Origin of the sequence: Streptomyces sp. NPDC018964 (assembly GCF_044390325.1) — a bacterium.
Classification (GTDB): domain Bacteria; phylum Actinomycetota; class Actinomycetes; order Streptomycetales; family Streptomycetaceae; genus Streptomyces.
Genome location: NZ_JBIRYZ010000002.1, coordinates 277,608 through 296,142, shown reverse-complemented (window position 1 = coordinate 296,142; position 18,535 = coordinate 277,608). Strand labels below are relative to the sequence as shown.

General features: G+C 72.6%; 14 protein-coding genes. 4 read left to right on the top strand and 10 right to left on the bottom strand.

Features of this window, described 5'->3' with window-relative positions; genetic code table 11:
* Positions 1–6 precede the first annotated feature (6 nt).
* From ACH5AO_RS04115 to ACH5AO_RS04100, 4 genes are all read right to left on the bottom strand, one after another.
* The gene (locus ACH5AO_RS04115; RefSeq protein ID WP_398921549.1) at positions 7–1,440 is read right to left on the bottom strand and encodes a S28 family serine protease; all 1,434 of its coding nucleotides are present in this window, start codon (positions 1,438–1,440) and stop codon (positions 7–9) included.
* Positions 1,441–1,536: 96 nt separating this feature from the next.
* Positions 1,537–1,923, bottom strand: coding sequence for a hypothetical protein (locus ACH5AO_RS04110; protein ID WP_398921548.1), 387 nt, complete (start codon positions 1,921–1,923; stop codon positions 1,537–1,539).
* A 103-nt stretch (positions 1,924–2,026) separates the two neighbouring features.
* On the bottom strand, positions 2,027–5,734 hold the full coding sequence (locus ACH5AO_RS04105) for an ABC transporter ATP-binding protein (protein ID WP_398921546.1): 3,708 nt from the start codon (positions 5,732–5,734) through the stop codon (positions 2,027–2,029).
* A gap of 77 nt (positions 5,735–5,811) precedes the next feature.
* The gene (locus ACH5AO_RS04100) at positions 5,812–6,816 is read right to left on the bottom strand and encodes an esterase-like activity of phytase family protein (RefSeq protein ID WP_398921544.1); all 1,005 of its coding nucleotides are present in this window, start codon (positions 6,814–6,816) and stop codon (positions 5,812–5,814) included.
* 143 nt (positions 6,817–6,959) lie between these two features.
* Here ACH5AO_RS04100 and ACH5AO_RS04095 point away from each other — a divergent pair, with 143 nt between their 5' ends.
* Both ACH5AO_RS04095 and ACH5AO_RS04090 read left to right on the top strand, forming a co-directional pair.
* Complete coding sequence (locus ACH5AO_RS04095) at positions 6,960–7,766, top strand: endonuclease I family protein (RefSeq protein WP_398921542.1); 807 nt, start codon at positions 6,960–6,962, stop codon at positions 7,764–7,766.
* A 1,049-nt stretch (positions 7,767–8,815) separates the two neighbouring features.
* On the top strand, positions 8,816–9,172 hold the full coding sequence (locus tag ACH5AO_RS04090) for a peptidase inhibitor family I36 protein (protein WP_398921540.1): 357 nt from the start codon (positions 8,816–8,818) through the stop codon (positions 9,170–9,172).
* Between the two features lie 106 nt (positions 9,173–9,278).
* Here the strand turns inward: ACH5AO_RS04090 and ACH5AO_RS04085 are convergent, their stop codons facing one another.
* The 3 genes from ACH5AO_RS04085 to speB form a co-directional block, all read right to left on the bottom strand.
* Complete coding sequence (locus ACH5AO_RS04085) at positions 9,279–9,863, bottom strand: S1 RNA-binding domain-containing protein (RefSeq protein WP_398921538.1); 585 nt, start codon at positions 9,861–9,863, stop codon at positions 9,279–9,281.
* 73 nt (positions 9,864–9,936) lie between these two features.
* Positions 9,937–11,622 carry a thiamine pyrophosphate-binding protein gene (locus tag ACH5AO_RS04080; RefSeq protein ID WP_398921535.1) on the bottom strand — a complete coding sequence of 562 codons (1,686 nt, stop codon included), beginning with the start codon at positions 11,620–11,622 and terminating at the stop codon, positions 9,937–9,939.
* On the bottom strand, positions 11,619–12,587 hold the full coding sequence (speB, locus tag ACH5AO_RS04075; protein ID WP_398921533.1) for an agmatinase: 969 nt from the start codon (positions 12,585–12,587) through the stop codon (positions 11,619–11,621). Before speB ends, ACH5AO_RS04080 begins: the two co-directional genes overlap by 4 nt.
* A gap of 206 nt (positions 12,588–12,793) precedes the next feature.
* Here speB and ACH5AO_RS04070 point away from each other — a divergent pair, with 206 nt between their 5' ends.
* Together ACH5AO_RS04070 and ACH5AO_RS04065 are read left to right on the top strand one after the other, a co-directional pair.
* On the top strand, positions 12,794–14,458 hold the full coding sequence (locus ACH5AO_RS04070; protein WP_398921531.1) for a helix-turn-helix domain-containing protein: 1,665 nt from the start codon (positions 12,794–12,796) through the stop codon (positions 14,456–14,458).
* A gap of 100 nt (positions 14,459–14,558) precedes the next feature.
* Complete coding sequence (locus ACH5AO_RS04065) at positions 14,559–15,350, top strand: phosphatase (RefSeq protein WP_398921529.1); 792 nt, start codon at positions 14,559–14,561, stop codon at positions 15,348–15,350.
* Between the two features lie 66 nt (positions 15,351–15,416).
* Here ACH5AO_RS04065 and ACH5AO_RS04060 read toward each other — a convergent pair whose 3' ends face one another.
* From ACH5AO_RS04060 to ACH5AO_RS04050, 3 genes are all read right to left on the bottom strand, one after another.
* The gene (locus ACH5AO_RS04060) at positions 15,417–15,938 is read right to left on the bottom strand and encodes a DUF4232 domain-containing protein (protein WP_398921526.1); all 522 of its coding nucleotides are present in this window, start codon (positions 15,936–15,938) and stop codon (positions 15,417–15,419) included.
* A 432-nt stretch (positions 15,939–16,370) separates the two neighbouring features.
* Positions 16,371–17,240, bottom strand: a complete 870-nt coding sequence (tesB, locus tag ACH5AO_RS04055) for an acyl-CoA thioesterase II (protein ID WP_398921524.1) — start codon at positions 17,238–17,240, stop codon at positions 16,371–16,373.
* A gap of 35 nt (positions 17,241–17,275) precedes the next feature.
* Positions 17,276–18,433, bottom strand: a complete 1,158-nt coding sequence (locus ACH5AO_RS04050; RefSeq protein WP_398921522.1) for an acyl-CoA dehydrogenase family protein — start codon at positions 18,431–18,433, stop codon at positions 17,276–17,278.
* Between the last annotated feature and the right edge of the window lie 102 nt (positions 18,434–18,535).

Sequence of the window (18,535 nt, the reverse complement as noted above, 5' to 3'; positions counted from 1 at the left end):
CGGGCCCTACGGCCGCAGCGTCCGCTGCCGCTCGACGTCCCGCTTGTCGAGCTTGGCGTCGAACGCCGCCAGCGGCTTCGCCGCCGCCGGGTTCTCCTGGACCGCGTTCGGCGCGACGTCCGCCCAGTCGAGGATGCGGGCCGTGGCGAGCGCCTTCTCCTCGGCGACGAGTCCGGCCACGTTCGCACCGTGGTTCATGCCGGGCGCGGTGAACACGTACGCGTCACGCGCGCCGTGCCCGACCCGGAACGGCTCGGCGCCCCACGGGTCGTTCTCGCCGTACACGAACAGCATGTGCCGCGCGTGGTGGCGGACCCAGGAGTCGACGTCCCGCATCGCCCGCGGCTCGAACTCCATGTCGATCGAGCGGGGCACGAAGTTGCGCGGCGGCTGGTAGCCGTAGCGGACGTACTTCTTCTCGATGTGCGGGAAGTGGATGGTCGGCGCGCCCAGCTGCGTGCCGGCCTGGTAGTAGTACGGCGTGTACGGGCTCAGGCCCTGGTCCGTGTAGAACGAGAACCCGGAGACCGTGTCGATCGAGGTCCAGATCTCGTCGTCGGTGGCGTTCTTCGCGTCCGCCGGGATCTCCTCGCAGTCGGCGAGGGTGCTGTACTGCCAGAAGCCCCACACGTAGTCGAGGACGACGGCCTCGTAGGCGCGGTCCAGGCTGCCGATGGTGTCGAAGGTGTAGCCGTTCTCGGCGGCGTACGCCTCGTACCTCTCCTCCAGCGGCGCCCGGCGCACCAGCGCCTCGCGCTGCACGGCGTTCAGGCGGTCGCGGCACTCCTTGGTGCCGACGGTGCGGAAGAAGCGGTCGTAGGCCGAGTCCTCCTTGTTCACCACGTCGTTGGGGGCGACGTAGGCGACCACGCCGTCCATGTCACGCGGGTAGAAGCGCTCGTAGTAGGTGGCGGTCATGCCGCCCTTGGAGCCGCCGGTGGAGATCCAGTTCTCGGGGTAGATCTTCTTCAGCGCCTTGAAGATGCGGTGCTGGTCGCTGGCGGCCTGCCAGATGTCCAGCTTCGACCAGTCGGCCGGCTCGGGCCGGGACGGGGTGAAGAAGCGGTACTCCATGGAGACCTGGTTGCCGTCCACGATCTGGGTCGGCTCGGCGCGCCGCGGCGTCGTGGAGACGCTGTAGCCGCCGGTGTAGAAGACGGTGGGCCGCGCGGTGTCCTTGTGCAGCACGGTGATCCGCTGCTGGAACGTGCCCTTGGAGGGCCTGCGGTGGTCGACCGGCTGGGTGTACTCGAGGACGAAGAAGCGGTACCCGGGGGACGGCTTCTCCTCGATCAGGCTCATGCCCGGTACGGAGAGCAGTCTCTCCTTGATGTCAGTGGTGCCGGTGGCCTCCGGCTCGGCGGCGGTGGCCGCCCCGGCCGTACTCATGGTGCCTATGAGCACCGTGAGCGCCAGCAGCCATCTGAGCGCCTTGCGCATGCGCACTCCCCTGTGAGACAGATGTGCGCCGGAAGCTACTGGACCAACTCCCCGCAGCACCAGGGGACATAGGGTTAACCCTCGGTCGGGCGCCGGTCAGCACAGGATCCAGCCGGAGCTGACGGACCCCCGGCCGACCTTCCCCTTCACCCACACGCAGCGGCGGCCGGCGTGCACGGTCACCGGCCCGGCGTGGTGCTTGAAGTCGCCCTCGTCGACGACCGGGCGGCCCCCGCGCGCCCGCACGCTCACCGACATCTTCCGCCGGGTGCCGGGCTTCTCGGCGAGGGTGACGGCGCAGACGTAGCCGCCCCGCTTGTAGACGGCCACCGAGCCGGTGGAGAACGGCAGCGTGCGCACCTTGCGCCCGGCGCAGTACGCGGCGGCGTGCGCGTCGGCCGGCGCGGCGACGACGAGCAGCCCCGAGACGGTCAGAGCCGCAAGGACCGGCGCGAGTCGCCGACGTATCGCTCCACTGCTCACAGTCGTCCTCCCCGTACCGCACCTGCCGCGTCAGGCGGCGTACGCGTGTACGGACGCATGGCGTACGCCGGATGGTTGCGCACGGAGCCGTCGTGACCGCCGTTCACGCCGGTGCCGGTACGTCCTCCCCCACGAACGTCCGCCACAGCCGGGCGTACGCGCCGCCGAGCCGGAGCAGTTCCTCGTGCGTGCCGTCCTCCACGACCCGGCCGTGGTCCATCACGACCACCCGGTCGGCGCGGGCGGCGGTGGTGAGGCGGTGGGCGACGACGAGCGTCGTACGGCGTCCCGCGAGCCGGTCGGTGGCCTGGTTGACCTGCGCCTCGGTGGCCAGGTCGAGCGCGGCCGTCGCCTCGTCGAGGAGCAGGACGTCCGGGTCGACGAGTTCGGCGCGCGCCAGCGCGATCAGCTGGCGCTGTCCGGCGGACAGGTTGCGGCCCCGCTCGGCGACCTCGTGGAGGTAGCCGCCGTCCAGCGTGGCGATCGTCTCGTGCGCGCCGACCGCGCGGGCCGCCGCCTCCACCTCGGCGTCGGTGGCGTCCGGGCGGCCGTAGGCGATGGCGTCGCGGACGGTGCCGGGGAAGAGGTACGCCTCCTGCGGTACGACGCCGAGCCGGTGCCGGTAGGCGGTGAGGTCCAGGTCCCTCAGGTCGGTGCCGTCGACGGTGACCCGCCCGCCCGTCGGGTCGTAGAACCGGGCGACCAGTTTGACCAGCGTGGACTTCCCGGCGCCGGTCTCGCCGACGAAGGCGACGGTCTGCCCGGCGGGGATGGTGAGGTCGATGCCGTCGAGGGCCTCCTCGCCGTCCCCGTACGCGAAGCGCACGTCCTCGAAGGTGATCTCGCCGCGCAGCGACGGCACGTCGAGCGGCTCGGCGGCGGCGCCCGTGGAGGCCGGCTCGCGCAGCAGTTCCTGGATGCGGCCCAGGGAGACGGACGCCTGCTGGTAGCCGTCGAAGACCTGGGAGAGCTGCTGCACGGGCGCGAAGAACAGGTCGATGTAGAGCAGGTAGGCGACCAGCGAGCCGATCGCCAGCGTCCCGTCGTCGACCCGGCCCCCGCCCACGACCAGCACCGCCACGGCCGCGACCGAGGACAGCAGCTGCACGAACGGGAAGTACACCGAGATCAGCCACTGGCCCCGTACGCGCGCCTCGCGGTAGTCGGCGCTGCGCTCGGCGAAGCGGCGTCCGCCGTCCCGTTCGCGGCGGAACGCCTGCACGATCCGCAGTCCCGCCACCGACTCCTGCAGGTCGGCGTTGACCACCGACACCCGTTCCCGCGCCAGCTCGTACGCCTTCACGCTGGCCCGGCGGAAGAAGTACGTGCCGACGACCAGCGGGGGCAGGGTCGCGAAGACGACCAGGGCGAGCCCGACGTCGAGGACCAGCAGGGCCACCATGATGCCGAAGAAGGTGACCACCGAGACGAACGCGGTGACCAGGCCCGTCTGCAGGAACGTCGACAGCGCGTCGACGTCCGTCGTCATCCGGGTCATGATCCGGCCGGTCAGCTCGCGCTCGTAGTAGTCGAGGCCGAGCCGCTGGAGCTGGGCGAAGATCTTCAGCCGCAGCGCGTACAGGACGCGTTCGCCGGTGCGTCCGGTCATCCGGGTCTCGCCGACCTGCGCCGCCCACTGGGCGAGCACGGTGAGCAGGCCCAGCAGGGAGGCCGCCCAGACCGCGCCGAGGGCGGTCTGGGTGACGCCCTCGTCGATGCCGTGCCGGATCAGCACCGGCAGCAGCAGGCCCATGCCGGCGTCCACGGCGACGAGGCCGAGGCTGATGAGGAGGGGGGTGCGGAAGCCGCGCAGGAGGCGGCGCAGGCCGTAGGAGTCCTCGGGCCGGACGGCCTGCTCCTCGTCGACGTCGGGGACGTCGTCGGCCGGGGGCAGCGCCTCCACCTGGGCGAGGAGTTCCGGGGTGGCCGGGGTGCCGGCCAGGGCGGTGTCCTTGGGTTCGCGGTCGCCGGTCCACAGCCGGGGGGTGACCCCGCGTTCGGCGTCGAACTCGGCGTCCAGCTCGGCGCGGACCGAGGTGTCCTCCTCCCGCGGTCCGGCGGGCGGGGTGTGGCCCGGGGAGACGGCGCCGAGCTCGTCGGGGTCGGTGAGCAGCCTGCGGTAGAGGGCGGAGCGCCGCTGGAGCTCGTCGTGGGTGCCGATGTCGGCGAGCCGGCCGCCGTCGAGGACGGCGATGCGGTCGGCGAGGTTGAGGGTGGAGCGGCGGTGGGCTATCAGCAGGGTCGTACGGCCCCGCATGACGCTCTTCAGCGCCTCGTGGATCTCGTGCTCGACGCGGGCGTCCACGGCGGAGGTGGCGTCGTCCAGGACCAGCAGGCGCGGGTCGGTGAGGATCGCGCGGGCGAGGGCGACGCGCTGGCGCTGGCCGCCGGAGAGGGTCAGGCCGTGCTCGCCGACGGTGGTGTCGTAGCCGTCGGGCAGCTCGTCGATGAACCGATCGGCCTGGGCGGCGCGGGCGGCGGCGGTGATCTGCTCGTCGGTGGCGTCCGGGCGGCCGTACGCGATGTTGTTGCGCACGGTGTCGGAGAAGAGGAACGAATCTTCCGGGACCAGTCCGATCGCGGCCCGCAGGGACTCGGTGGTCAGTTCGCGCACGTCGTGGCCGCCGACGAGGACGGCGCCGTGGGTGACGTCGTAGAAGCGCGGCAGGAGCAGGGAGACGGTGGACTTGCCGGAGCCGGAGGCGCCGACGACGGCGAGGGTCTCCCCGGGGCGGATCTCGAAGGAGAGGCCGTCCAGGACGGGCCGGGCGGGGTCGTAGCCGAAGGAGACGTCGTCGAACTCGACGGTCGCCGGGGCGTCGGCGGGCAGCTCCTTGGTGCCGTCGGTCAGGGACGGCTCGGTGTCGATCAGCTCCAGGACGCGTTCGGTGCCGGCGCGGGCCTGCTGGCCGACGGTGAGGACCATGGCGAGCATCCGGACCGGGCCGACGAGCTGGGCGAGGTAGGTGGAGAAGGCGACGAACGTGCCGAGCGTGATGTGCCCGCGCACCGCGAGCCAGCCGCCGAGGGCCAGCATCGCCACCTGGCCGAGGGCGGGGACGGCCTGGAGGGCGGGGGTGTAGCGGGAGTTCAGCCGGATGGTGCGCAGCCGCCCCGCGAACAGCCGCCGTCCGACCTCGCGCAGCTTGCCGGTCTCCTGCTCCTCCTGCCCGAAGCCCTTCACCACGCGTACGCCGCTGACCGCGCCGTCGACCACCCCGGCCACGGCTCCCGCCTGCGCCTGCGCGTACCAGGTGGAGGGGTGCAGCCGGGTGCGGCTGCGCTTGGCGATCCACCACAGGGCGGGGGCGACGGCGAGGGCGACGGCGGTGAGCGGCAGCGACAGCCACGCCATGATCACCAGGGAGATCAGGAACAGCAGGAGGTTGCCGATGGTCATCGGCAGCATGAAGAGCAGGCTCTGGATGAGCTGGAGGTCGCTGGTGGCGCGTCCAACGACCTGCCCGGTGGACAGTTCGTCCTGGCGTCTGCCGTCGAGCCGGGTGATCGTCCCGTACATCTCGGTGCGCAGGTCGTGCTGGACGTCGAGGGCGAGCCGGCCGCCGTAGTAGCGGCGGACGTAGGTGAGGACGTAGACGGCGAGCGCGGCGCCGACGAGCAGTCCGGCCCAGGTCGTCATGGACTTGGTCTTGTCGCCGATGACGTCGTCGATGATCACCTTGGTGATCAGCGGGACCAGTGCCATGACGGCCATGCCGCCGAGGGAGGAGCCCAGCGCGAGGATCACGTCCCCCGGATGCCGCCACGCGTATGCGGCCAGTCGCCGTGCCCATCCCCGTTGCGGTGTCACGCGGGTGCCCTCCGATCGTCCTGATCTGCCGGAAGGCACCAACGCGGCCGGCGGCGGATTTCATCCCTCCGCAACATTCAGAGGCGTACGCGCAGAGCGTAGAGGCGGGTGGTCTGGCTCGCGTTCTGGTTGTCGTCGCTGACCAGGAGGAGGTTCAGGCGGCCCTTGGACCGGCCGGTGACGGTCATGCCCTCGATGTTGTCGAGGAGGGGGTTGGCCTGGGGCTGCTTGGCGGTGGCGCCGAGGGTGGGGCAGTCGGCGAGGTCGGCGAGCAGGGTCTTGTCGTACGCGGTGCCGTGCCGGCCGGCCAGGTAGAGGCGGACGGTGTTGCCGACGCCGGAGGTGAAGCCGCGTTCCAGGACGAGCAGCCGTCCGTCGGGGACGGCGGCGATCTCGGTGACCCCGAGCCCTCGGTCGGTCGTGTACGTGTACTGGGCACCGAGCCGGAAGTCACCGTGGGCGGTGCGCCGCCAGGTCTGGAGACGGACCTGGTCGTCGGGGTCGCCGGTGAGGGCGTACTCCATGGACGCGATCAGGGTGCGTCCGCCGGGGAGGAGGGTCAGCCCCTCGAAGCTGCCGTTGGCGCGGGCGCGGGTGCCGAGCTCCTCGGGCACGGGCAGCCGGTCGAGGATCTTCCCGTCCCGGGAGTAGCGGCGTACGGAGGGTTCGGTCTCGGAGGAGACGAGGTACGTGCCGGTGGGGGTCCCCCCGCTCGAGCGGAGCCGGGAGTGGGGGAGGTCGACGACCAGTCCCTCGGCGTCGAGCGCGGCCCCGTTCTCGTCGGCGAGCGGGATCACGCCCTCGGGCCGCAGGGTGCGGGCGTCCAGCCGGAACAGGGCGGACCGGTCGGAGAGGGCGACGACCGTGCGGTGCCGGTCCCTGGCGAGGGCGGAGAGGTTGCCGACGTAGGTGCCGTCGTAGGTCGTCTTGTCGAGCGCGTCGGAGAAACGGTCGACGGAGACGGACGTGGAACAGGCGTGGCGCGTCCCGTGCCCCTGGGCGCCGGCGGGTCCGGCTGCGGTCAGGCAGGTCGCGGCGGCGAGGGCGGCGGCGGTGGTGGCGAGGAGGGTTCTCAGGCGCATGCCGCCACGGTAGGGCGGCCGGGTGACGGCCGGTCACCGCCTACCGACACACGACCGACACCTCTCCTTCACCCCCACGCATACATGTCCATGTCACTCTTCGGTTCGGCCGCTCAATCAACTCGCGTAGATCGGACGCCCCCATGCCCGTGACACCCATACGCCGCCGCTGGAAGAGCCTCGCCCTGGCCACCTCGGCCGTCCTGGTCGGCCTCGCCGTCCCCGCGCTGAACGCCCCCTCCGCCGGCGCCGCGACCACCGCGTACGACGACACGTACTACGCCGCCGCGATCGGCAAGTCCGGCACGGCGCTGAAGGACTCCCTGCACACGATCATCAGCGACCAGACGAAGATCTCGTACTCGGCCGTCTGGGAGGCGCTGAAGGTCACCGACCAGGACCCGAACAACAGCGGCAACGTGATCCTGTTGTACTCGGGCATCTCCCGCAGCAAGTCCCGCAACGGCGGAGACTCGGGCGACTGGAACCGCGAGCACGTGTGGGCCAAGTCCCACGGCGACTTCGGCACCTCCACCGGTCCCGGCACCGACCTGCATCACCTGCGCCCCGAGGACGTCCAGGTCAACTCCGTGCGCGGCAACAAGGACTTCGACAACGGCGGCAGCTCGTTCACCAACAGCGGCGGCAGCCTGACCGACTCCAACTCCTTCGAGCCGCGCGACGCGGTCAAGGGCGACGTGGCCCGCATGATCCTCTACATGGCCGTCCGTTACGAGGGCACCGACGGCTGGCCCGACCTGGAGCCCAACGACTCCGTCACCAACGGCAGCAACCCGTACCACGGCCGCCTCTCGGTCCTGAAGCAGTGGCACCAGGAGGACCCGCCGAGCGCGTTCGAGGAGCGCCGCAACGAGGTCATCCACGACTCGTACCAGCACAACCGCAACCCGTTCATCGACCACCCGGAGTGGGTCGAGTCGATCTGGTAGCCACCGGGTGGACGCCCCGGCTCCGGGCGATCCGACGCATGCCGGTGAGCGACTCGCGCATGCGTGCGAGCAGGGACCGGAGCTGGTCCGCGGTCACGCGGCGGTCGGCCGGCAGGTCCGCCGCGTGACCGAGCGGTTCGTCGGCCGTGGTGAGTCGCGTCCGCTTCGACGGCCTCGGCATGGCGCGAGAGGTGCCTGGTTCCGTCGGTGACGAGGCAGCAGGGTTTCCGCTGGACCCCGTCCAGGGCAGGAGGCTCGGTTCGGGGTCCTGGTACGTCATGCCGCCCTACCTTCCTGAGTGCGTCCCACGAGTTCGCGACTCTGGGACTGCGCGGGTGAGGCAGGGATGGCTCTCATGCCGGCTGCCCTCGATGGCTCAGGTGGCTGATCCCCCTGCCCCGCCGCTTCTTCCGGACTGCTGATCGGGCTCTGCGGACCATCGCTCGGTAGGGCGAGGACAGGCGGGAAGAGCCGCGCCGCCCGGCGCGATCCGCCGCGGGACGGGCGCGGAGACGGTGCGGTGCCGGAGAGGTCGCGCGGAACGGCCGTGGACAAGCCGTCCCCGCCCGACGCCCCAGGAGAACCGGCCCGACGGCGCGATGCGGGACGCAGGCCCCGAGCCCGTACCTCCCCGCACGTGCGGCACCTGTGCAACAGCACACCAACCCGCGGAAGACCACACCCCGCACCTACGGCACCCGCGCCACAGCGCACCACCCCCACAGACCACCGGACCCCGCACCCCTCGCGCGCGGCGCCCGCCGCTCGGTGTGAAGCGCCTCCGTCGGGTCTCCGGTTCGCCCCATCAGGTGATGTGGACGGTGGCGGGGGGGGGGGGGGGGCCCCCCCCCCCCCCCCCACACAACCCCCCCCCCCCCCCCCCCCCCCCGCCCCCCCGCGGGGGGGGGGGGCGCGCGGGCGCCGCGGGGGGGGGGGGGGGGGGGGCCCCCCCCCCCCCCCCCCCCCCCCCCCCCCCACGACCATGGAATCGCCCCGGTACGGACACCGGGGCGATTCCGCGCTTCGACGACGCCTTACTGGAGAGTGCCGTGAAGACTCGTTCCTGGTCCCTCGCCGCCACCCTCGGCCTGACCGCCCTCCTGCTGCCCGCCCACACGGCGTCCGCCGCCTCGGACGAGCTCCCGCCCTGCCCCGGCGGGGCGGTGTGCTTCTGGAGCGAGGAGGACTTCAGCGGCGACTACTGGGAGTGGCACACGCGCAGCGGCTACCGCGACGCGCCGTCCCGCTTCCACGACCACGTCGGCTCGTTCGTCGCCAGTACCCGGGCCTGCTTCGTGAACTGGCAGTCGGCCGAGAAGCAGGACGTCTCCGAGGGCGACTGGCGCTCCCACTACCTCGGCGACTTCGGCGGACGCATCGACGGGGTCGGCCCGGGCGGCTGCTGACCCACCGGGGTCGCCCCGGGAGCACCGACGGCACCCTCGCGAAGCCGGCGCTCCTGGTTTCCGGAGCCGTACGGGCTCCCGGGCCCGAACGCCCCGGTGCCGGCGCTCAGTTCGCGGGCCACCCGCCGGTGACGGACGACGGGCGGCCGCACGTGAGGGTCAGCGTGCGCCTCTGCCGGTCGACCCCGGTGACGGCGACCGTGAGCTCATCTCCGACCTGGACCGCGTCCGACGCGGCGCCCACGGGCGCCCCGGGGAGGTCCCGCAGGTGAACCAGCCCTACGATGCCGTCGGTGACCTCGACGAAGGCACCGAACGGCGCCAGCCGGATGACCCTTCCCCAAAGGACCCGGCCCACCGGGGTGCGGTCGGCGAACTCCTGGAAGGGGTCCGGCCGCATGCCTCGCAGGGACAGCCTGGCCTCCATGTTCCACGTGTCGAACTGGAGGAACACGCAGGAGACACGCCGTCCGACCTCGACGGCCTCCGCGGCCGAATCGAGGATCCGCCAGGACAGTTCGGGGATCGTGATGAACCCGACGCCGGGGAAGACCGGATGGTCGGGGCCCTCGTCCAGCGCCACGAACACACCGAACCGTTCGATCGCGGCGACGGTGCCCGAGAGGACCTGACCCTCGGTCAGTGATTCCAGGAACGTCCGCAGTTCCGGGGTCTCGAACCGGCTCTCCACACCGGTCAGCCTCTCACGGGGAGCGGGCGCGGACGAGCCCGGGACGGGCCTCGCCGGTCGCTCCGGGTGAGGGTCACTTCATGTGGGTCGGGGCGAACATCCGCAGCACGGCGGGGAGGACGACCACCGCCGGGCCCGGTGTCGTCAGGGCCTTCGCGAGGTCCTGTTCCAGGGTTTCGGGGCTGGTCCGCAGGCCGGGGACGCCGAAGGACTCCGCCAGGGCCACGTAGTCGGGGCGGGTGAGTTCCGTCGCCGTGGGCTCGCCGAAGGCGTCGGTCATGTACTCGCGGAGGATGCCGTAGCCGCCGTCGTCGACGATCAACCAGGTGACGTCGAGGTCGTGCTGGCGGGCCGTGGCCAGCTCGGCGACGGAGTACAGGGCGCCACCGTCCCCGGAGACCGCGAGGACCGGGCGGGTGGGGTCGGCGACCGCCGCGCCCAGGGCGGCCGGGAAGCCGTAGCCCAGGCCGCCGGCGCCCTGCGCGGAGTGCAGGTGGTTGGGGCCCATGGCGTCGAACGCGGACCAGGCCCAGTACGTCAGGATCGTCATGTCCCAGAAGGACGGCGATCCGGTGGGCAGGGCGCGGCGGACCGCCGTCAGCACCTGCTGTTCCAGGGCGAGTTCCTGGGCGGCGAGGCGCTCGCGGACGCGGTCCAGCACTCCCCGTACGCGCTCGGGCGCGGTCGCGTCCTCGCGGGCCTCCACCGTCTCCAGCAGCGCCTGGAGGGCGAGGCGGGCGTCGGCGTGGATGCCGAGGGCCGGGTGGTTGGACTCCAGTTTGCCGAGGTCGGCCTCGATCTGGACGACCCGGCCGCGCGGCTCGAACGTGTGGTAGTTGGAGGAGAGTTCGCCGAGGCCGGAGCCGACGACCAGCAGGACGTCCGCGTCCTGAAGGAAGTCGGTGGTGTGGCGGTCCTCCAGCCAGGACTGCAGCGACAGCGGGTGCGTCCAGGGGAAGGCGCCCTTGCCGCCGGGGGTGGTGACCACGGGCGCCTGGATCCGCTCGGCAAGCTGCCTCAGCTTGCCGGAGGCGTCCGAGCGGACCACGCCCCCACCCGCGATGATCGCGGGACGGGCGGCGTTCGCCAGCAGACGGGCGGCGAGCGCGGTGAGTTCGGGGCGCGGGGGCAGCTCGTCGGGGGTGGCGTCCATCGCCGTCACCACCGGCAGGGCGGTCTCCGCGAGCAGGACGTCCTGCGGGATCTCCACCCACACCGGCCCGTGCGGGACGGTCAGTGCCGACTTCCAGGCCTCCGCGATCGCGGACGGGATCTGGGACTGCGTACGGGCCGTGTGGACGGACTTGACCACGCCGCGGAACGAGGCCGCCTGGTCGGGGAGTTCGTGCAGGTAGCCGTGGCGGCCACCGCCGAGCCCCGGCGTCGGGACCTGGCTGCAGATCGCCAGCACGGGGGCGGAGGCGGCGGCCGCCTCCTGGAGCGCGGCCAGCGAGGTGAGGGCTCCCGGGCCGGTCGACAGCAGCAGCGGGGCGGCCTCACCGGTGATCCGGCCGTACGCGTCCGCCGCGAACCCGGCGTTGTTCTCCACCCGCAGGCCGATGTACCGCAGGTCGGAGCGGCGCAGGGCGTCGAACACGCCGAGGGCGTGCTGGCCGGGCAGGCCGAAGACGGTGGTCGCGCCGAGCCCGGCCAGGGTCTCCACGACCAGGTCTCCGCCGTTGCGGCCGGGGGGAGGGTTCAGCGCGGCCTCCGTCTGGGCGGCGGTCGGGCGGAGCACCAGGTCGTGGTCGTGGGTCACTGTGCGCGGGCCTCCGCGATCCGGCGGGACATGATCGTGGTCAGCTCGTACGCCGTGTGGGACGCGGCGACCGAGGTGATCTCGGCGTGATCGTACGCGGGGGCCACCTCGACGACGTCGGCCGAGACCAGGTTGCAGGAGGCCAGTCCGCGCAGGATCTCCAGGAGCTCGCGGGAGGTCATGCCGCCGGCCTCGGGGGTGCCGGTGCCGGGGGCGTGGGCCGGGTCGAGGCAGTCGATGTCGACGGAGATGTACAGCGGGCGGTCGCCGATGCGCTGGCGCAGCTGGTCGGCGACCTCGTCGGCGCCCCGGCGGTAGACGTCCGCGGAGGTGACGATGCCGAAGCCCATCTTCTCGTCGTCGGTGAGGTCCTGCTTGCCGTAGAGCGGGCCGCGGGTGCCGACGTGGGAGAGGGCGGAGGTGTCGAGGATGCCCTCCTCGACCGCGCGGCGGAAGGGGGTGCCGTGGGTGTACTCGGCGCCGAAGTAGGTGTCCCAGGTGTCGAGGTGGGCGTCGAAGTGGAGCAGGGCCACGGGGCCGTGCTTCCTGGCGACGGAGCGGAGCAGCGGCAGGGCGATGGTGTGGTCGCCGCCCAGGGTCATCAGGCGGGCGCCGGTGCCGAGGAGGTCGTCGGCGGCGGCCTCGACCGTCTCCACGGCCTCGTTGATGTCGAAGGGGTTCACGGCGATGTCACCGCCGTCCGCGACCTGGGCGAGGGCGAAGGGGGAGGCGTCCTGCGCGGGGTTGTAGGGGCGCAGCAGCCGGGATGCCTCGCGGATGGCGTTGCCGCCGAAGCGGGCGCCCGGCCGGTAGGAGACGCCCGAGTCGAAGGGCACGCCCACCACGGCGACGTCGGCGCGGCCGACCTCGTCGAGGCGGGGCAGCCGGGCGAAGGTCGCGGGGCCGGCGTACCGCGGGACGCGGGACGAGTCGACGGGGCCGCGGGGCGTCTCGTTGCTGCTCACGGGGTACTGCCTTCTTTCCTACGCTTCGTCGCGTATGCGCTGCCCACCCTGATGACTCTACTGGGCGGCGGGGACCCTGACGGCCGACTGCCGTGCGGGGCCTTCTTCGCGCACTGCCGGTCACCTCGACCCTAGGTGGCCGGGAAGCGACTGCGAAGTGTACGTTTCCTCCATATCGTCCGCACAGGACGGAGGAAACGTCCACCATGCCGGACCCCATGGTCCCGCCCACGCCGCCCGTGCCCCTGGAGGCCCTGCTGGCCCGCGCGGACCTCGGCCTGCGCCGGATCGCGGGGCCCGACGACCCCGGCACCGTCGTGCACTGGGCGCACGCCTCGGAGATGGCGGACCCGTACCCGTATCTGCTGGGCGGGGAGCTGCTGCTGTCGGCGGGGGTGCACATCCCGGAGGGGGCGGGCGCGGGGTATTTCGACGCCTATGTCTCCAGGATCGTGGCGGCGGGCGGGGCGGCGCTCGGTTTCGGTCTGGCGCCGGTCCACGACGCGGTGCCGGGGGCGCTGGTGGAGGCCTGCGAGATGCACGGGCTGCCGTTGCTGGAGGTGCCGCCGCGGACCACGTTCTCGGGGGTGGCGCGGGCGGTCTGGCAGTTGATGGCGCAGGCCCGTCTGGCGGAGCTGCGCCGGGTCACGGAGGCCCAGCAGAGCCTCGCCACCGCGGCGGCCCGCCCGGACCCGGTCCGGCCGGTACTCCACCAGCTGGCCCGGCGGACCGGCGGCTGGGCCGTCCTCTTCGCCCCCGACGCCACCGAACTCGCCACCGCGGGCACCGCCCCACCCCCCGGAACAAGACAGTCCCTGTCCGCCCTGACCAAGCGGCTCCGCCCCCACCCGACCACGAACAACCACACCACCACAGCCACAGCCACAGCCACAGGCAGCCAGGCCAACGTAGCTGCGGGCAGTCGTGCCGCTGGGGCGGCACGGGTGGGCGATGGGGGTCCCCCCGCTCGAGCGAAGCCGAGAGTGGGGGAGGCATCCGGCGAACGCCGGTCAGTGAAACCCATCCCCGGCAAGCACCGACAAGCGGCACCCACCCCCACCCCCGCCTCCGCCAGTGACACAGTCAACGGCACCCACCTCACCGCCTACGCCCTCGGCCCCGGACAGGGGTACGTACTCGGCGTGGCCACCCCCCACCGCACCCCCGGCGACCACACCATCACCTCCGTCGCGGCCGCCCTGCTCACCCTCCTCACCGGCCGCCGGCAAAGCGGCACCGGCACGGCCCACTCCTCCGCCCTCGTACGGCTCCTGCTGGGCGCCCCGCCCGAGGACGTGACACCGCTCCTCGGCGGAGGGCACTGGCGGGTGGTGCACGCCGAACCGGACGGGCGGGCCGCCCCCGACCCCGTGTCCGCCGCCGCGCTCGGCGCCGCACTCGGTTCGTCCCTCGTGGACCCGGCGGGCGAGGTCGTACGGGTCCTGGTACCGGCCGACCGGCCCGTGGAGCCGCTGCCGGGCTGGACCCTCGGCGTCAGCGCGGCCGCCGCCCCGCCCGACTGGCCGGACGCCGACACCGGGGCCGCCCGCGCCCTGGCCCGGGCCCGCGCCACCCGCGTCCCGCTGCTCCGGCACGGCGACCGCCCCGCCCTCGCCGACCTCGTCCCGCCGCGTGACGCGGACGCCCACGCCCGGTCGCTGCTCGCGCCGATAGCGGCCGCTCCCGCCCTCACGGACACCCTGCGCACCTGGCTCTCCCTGCACGGCAGTTGGGACCGTACGGCGGTGGCGCTCTCCGTGCACCGCAACACCGTGCGGCAGCGGATCGCGCGGTGCGCGGCGCTGCTGGAGGCGGACCTGGACGACCCGGACGTACGGATGGAACTGTGGTTCGCGCTGCGGCGGACGTGAGGGCCTGAGTAGCCGTACGGAGTCGGCTGAGTACGTGACGCACATCCCAGGAGGCGATACGCCGGAGACGCCCACAGGGCGCTGCTCCACAATGGTGGGCATGCCGATACCCGGGACACCCAGCCGCGCCGAACTCGTCGAGCACCTGGTCGCCACACGCATCGCGGGCGATGTCGCCACGCCGCGCGAGAACAACCTCTCCCACTACCGCAAGCTGGCGAACGGCGACCGCCACTTCTGGCTCGGTCTGGAGCTCGGCGACCGCTGGACCGACGAGCAGGACGTGCTCGCGGTGATGGCGGAGCGGGTCGGCGTCAACGACGACCCCGAGTACCGGTACGGGCAGGACACCATCGACCCGGAGCTGACCGTGGCCGGGCTGGAGCGCATGGCCGGGCGGCTGCGCAAGGCGGCGGACGGGCAGCAGCGGGTGCTGTTCGCGACCGGTCACCCGGGCGGACTGCTGGACGTGCACCGTGCGACGGCCGCCGCGCTGCGGGCCGCCGGCTGCGAGATCGTCGTCATCCCGGACGGGCTGACGACGGACGAGGGTTACGTGATGCAGTTCGCGGACGTGGCGGTGCTGGAGCACGGCGCGACGTTGTGGCACACCCACTCCGGCGAGCCGATGAAGACCATCCTGACCGCCCTGGAGCGCGAGGGCCGCCCGCTGCCGGACCTGGTCGTCGCCGACCACGGCTGGGCGGGTGCGGCAGGACAGTACGGCGTCGACTCCGTCGGCTACGCCGACTGCAACGACCCGGCCCTGTTCGTCGCCGAGGCGGAGGGCACCGTCCAGGTCACGGTCCCCCTCGACGACCACGTCACCAGCCCCCGCCACTACGACCCGATGACGGCGTACCTGCTGGCGGAGGCCGGACTGGCCCGGTGAGAACGCCCTCGCCGGCCGGGCGCGGGGCACACGCCCGGCCGGCGGGGGCAGCCGGTGGACGCCGGTTCAGCCGATGAACGGGACGGCGTCGGCGGGGTCGGCGTGCCAGTTGGTGGCGACGGGCCGGTCGACGGTGGCGGTGTCGGGGAGGCGGAGCGTGACGGAGTTCTCCTCGTCGCCGGCGACCGAGAGGTGGAGCCGGTCGAACTGGACGCCGTCGTTGTTGTTGGTGCTCTTGGGGCTGATGCCGGCGTAGGCGGCGGTGGAGCCGCCGAGGACGATGTCGTCGCCGGCGCTCTGCTCGGCGGGCGAGACCTCGGTGTCGGGGGAGGAGCCGAAGGAGGCGGAGGGGAACACGCCCTCCAGGTGGCAGACGATGCCGGACTTGGCCTTGGCGGTGATCAGGTAGTAGCCGCCGGCCTGCGTCTCGGACGTGACCTTGAACTTCAGGTCGCTGGTCGCGCAGGGCCGGGTGGTGGAGCTGCCGCTGTCGGCGGTGGCCGTGGCGGTGGCGGCGCCGCCGAGGGCGAGCGCGGCGACGGCGGCCAGGGCGAGGCGGGCGGAGCGGGTGGCGAAGCGAGCACGCATGGTGGTCTCCGTGGTGTGACGAGGTGGATCGGCCGGCGGGCTGCCGGGATGACCGCAGCTTGTGCCGTGATCCGTCCCGCTCGCCACACCGGACGCCCAGCACGGGACGCCGGAACGCTGGAACGTCCTCTGACCAGCACGGATACCGATCGCCTGGAATGGTCCGCCGGGACGCGGACAGCCGTCAGGCCCGTGCGCCGTGGAGAGGGAGGGCGCGCCCGGGGCCGGCCCGGAGGCACGGGACCCGGACCGCCGTCCAGCCCGTCCGACCCGTCCGGCGTGGATGGGGAGGAAGGCACCCGAACCCGAACCGCCCTCCGGCCCGAACCGCCCGGAGAGCAGGAAAGCACCCGGAACCGGCCCGGAAGCACGGCACCCGAACCGCCCTCCGGCCCGTACCGCACGGAGAGGAAAAAGGCGTCCGGAGCCGGCTCAGGGGCGCGGGACGCGGACCACGCCCTCCTGGATGACCGAGACCGCGAGGCGGCCGTCCTGGGTGTAGATGCGGGCCTGGCCCAGGCCCCGGCCGCCGTGGGCCGAGGGGGAGTGCTGGTCGTACAGGAGCCACTCGTCGGCGCGGAACGGGCGGTGGAACCACATCGCGTGGTCCAGGGAGGCGCCGACGACGTCGCCGACGGCCCAGCCGCCGCGGCCGTGGGCGAGGAGGACGGAGTCCAGGAGCGTCATGTCGGAGACGTACGTGGCGAGGACGACGTGCAGCAGGGGGTCGTCGGCGAGCTTGCCGTTGGTGCGGAACCACACCTGGGAGTGGGGTTCGCGGGGCTCACCGAACCGGCCGTAGGGCGGCTCGTCGACGTAGCGCAGGTCGACGGCGGCGCGGGCCTCCAGGAAGCGCTCCACGACCTCGGGGTCGAGGTGGGCGTAGCCGCGCAGGCGTTCCTGCGAGGTGGGCAGCGTGGCCGGGTCGGGGGACGGCGGCATCGGGGCCTGGTGGTCCAGGCCCTCCTCGTACGTCTGGAAGGACGCGGAGAGGTGGAAGATCGGCTTTCCGTGCTGGACCGCGACCACCCGCCGGGTGGTGAAGGAGCGGCCGTCGCGGATCCGGTCGACGGTGTAGACGATCGGGGCGCCGGGGTCGCCGGGGCGCAGGAAGTACGCGTGCAGGGAGTGGGCGGGCCGGTCCTCGGGGACGGTCCGCCCGGCCGCGACCAGCGCCTGCGCCGCGACCTGCCCGCCGAAGACGCGGGGGACGACGGCGCTGCGCGAGCTGCCGCGGAAGATGTTCTCCTCGATCTGCTCGAGGTCGAGCAGATCGAGGAGTTCCTGTAGTGCCTGACTCATGGGGTCAGTTGTATACGGCAGGGATTTCGGGGGGCTTACAGGCCCATGTCCTTGGCGATGATCGTCTTCATGATCTCGCTGGTGCCGCCGTAGATGCGGTTGACGCGGTTGTCCGCGTACAGGCGGGCGATCGGGTACTCGTTCATGTAGCCGTAGCCGCCGTGCAGCTGGAGGCAGCGGTCGATGACGCGGTGGGCTACCTCGGTGCAGAACAGCTTGGCGCTGGCGGCCTCGGCGGGGGTGAGCTCGCCGGCGTCCAGGGCCTCGGTGGCGCGGTCGGCGACGGCCTCGGCGGCGTCCACCTCGGCCTGGCAGGCGGCCAGCTCGAACTTGGTGTTCTGGAAGTGGGCGACCGGCTTGCCGAAGACGGTGCGCTCCTGCACGTACTGCTTGGCGAACCGGACGGCGGCCTTGGCCTGCGCGTAGGCGCCGAAGGCGATGCCCCAGCGCTCGGAGGCCAGGTTGTGGCCGAGGTAGTAGAAGCCCTTGTTCTCCTCGCCGAGCAGGTCCTCGACGGGGACCTTGACGTCGACGAAGGCCAGCTCGGCGGTGTCGGAGGTCTTCAGGCCGAGCTTGTCGAGCTTGCGGCCCACCGAGTAGCCCTCGGACTTGGTGTCGACGGCGAAGAGGGATATGCCGTGGCGGCGGTCCTCGGCCGTCGGGGCGGCGGTGCGGGCGCAGACGATCACCTTGTCGGCGTGGACGCCGCCGGTGATGAAGGTCTTGGCGCCGTTGAGGACGTAGTGCGTGCCGTCCTCGCTGAGCTTGGCGGTGGTCTTCATGCCCGCGAGGTCGGAGCCGGTGCCCGGCTCGGTCATCGCGATGGCCCACATCTCCTCGCCGGTGACGAACTTCGGCAGGTAGCGCTTCTTCTGCTCGTCGGTGGCGAGCATCTTGATGTAGGGCAGGGCGAGCAGCACGTGGACGCCGGAGCCGCCGAACTGGACGCCCGCGCGGGCGGTCTCCTCGTAGAGGACGGCCTCGAACTTGTGGGTGTCCATGCCGGCGCCGCCGAACTCCTCGGGCACGCTGATGCCGAAGATGCCCAGCTCACCGAGCTTGTAGTAGAAGTCGCGGGGTGCCTGGCCCGCCGCGAACCACTCGTCGTAGACGGGGACGACCTCGGCCTCGATGAAGGCGCGGAGGGTCTCCCGGAACGCCTCGTGATCCTCGTTGAAAACCGTACGGCGCACTGTTCGCCACCTCCGCGACCTGGGCATGTCTAAGCGCTTGCTCAGAGCAAAGGTACCGGCGAGTATCCACAGCCGTCCAGAGCGGAGGCCCCGTAACGCTCG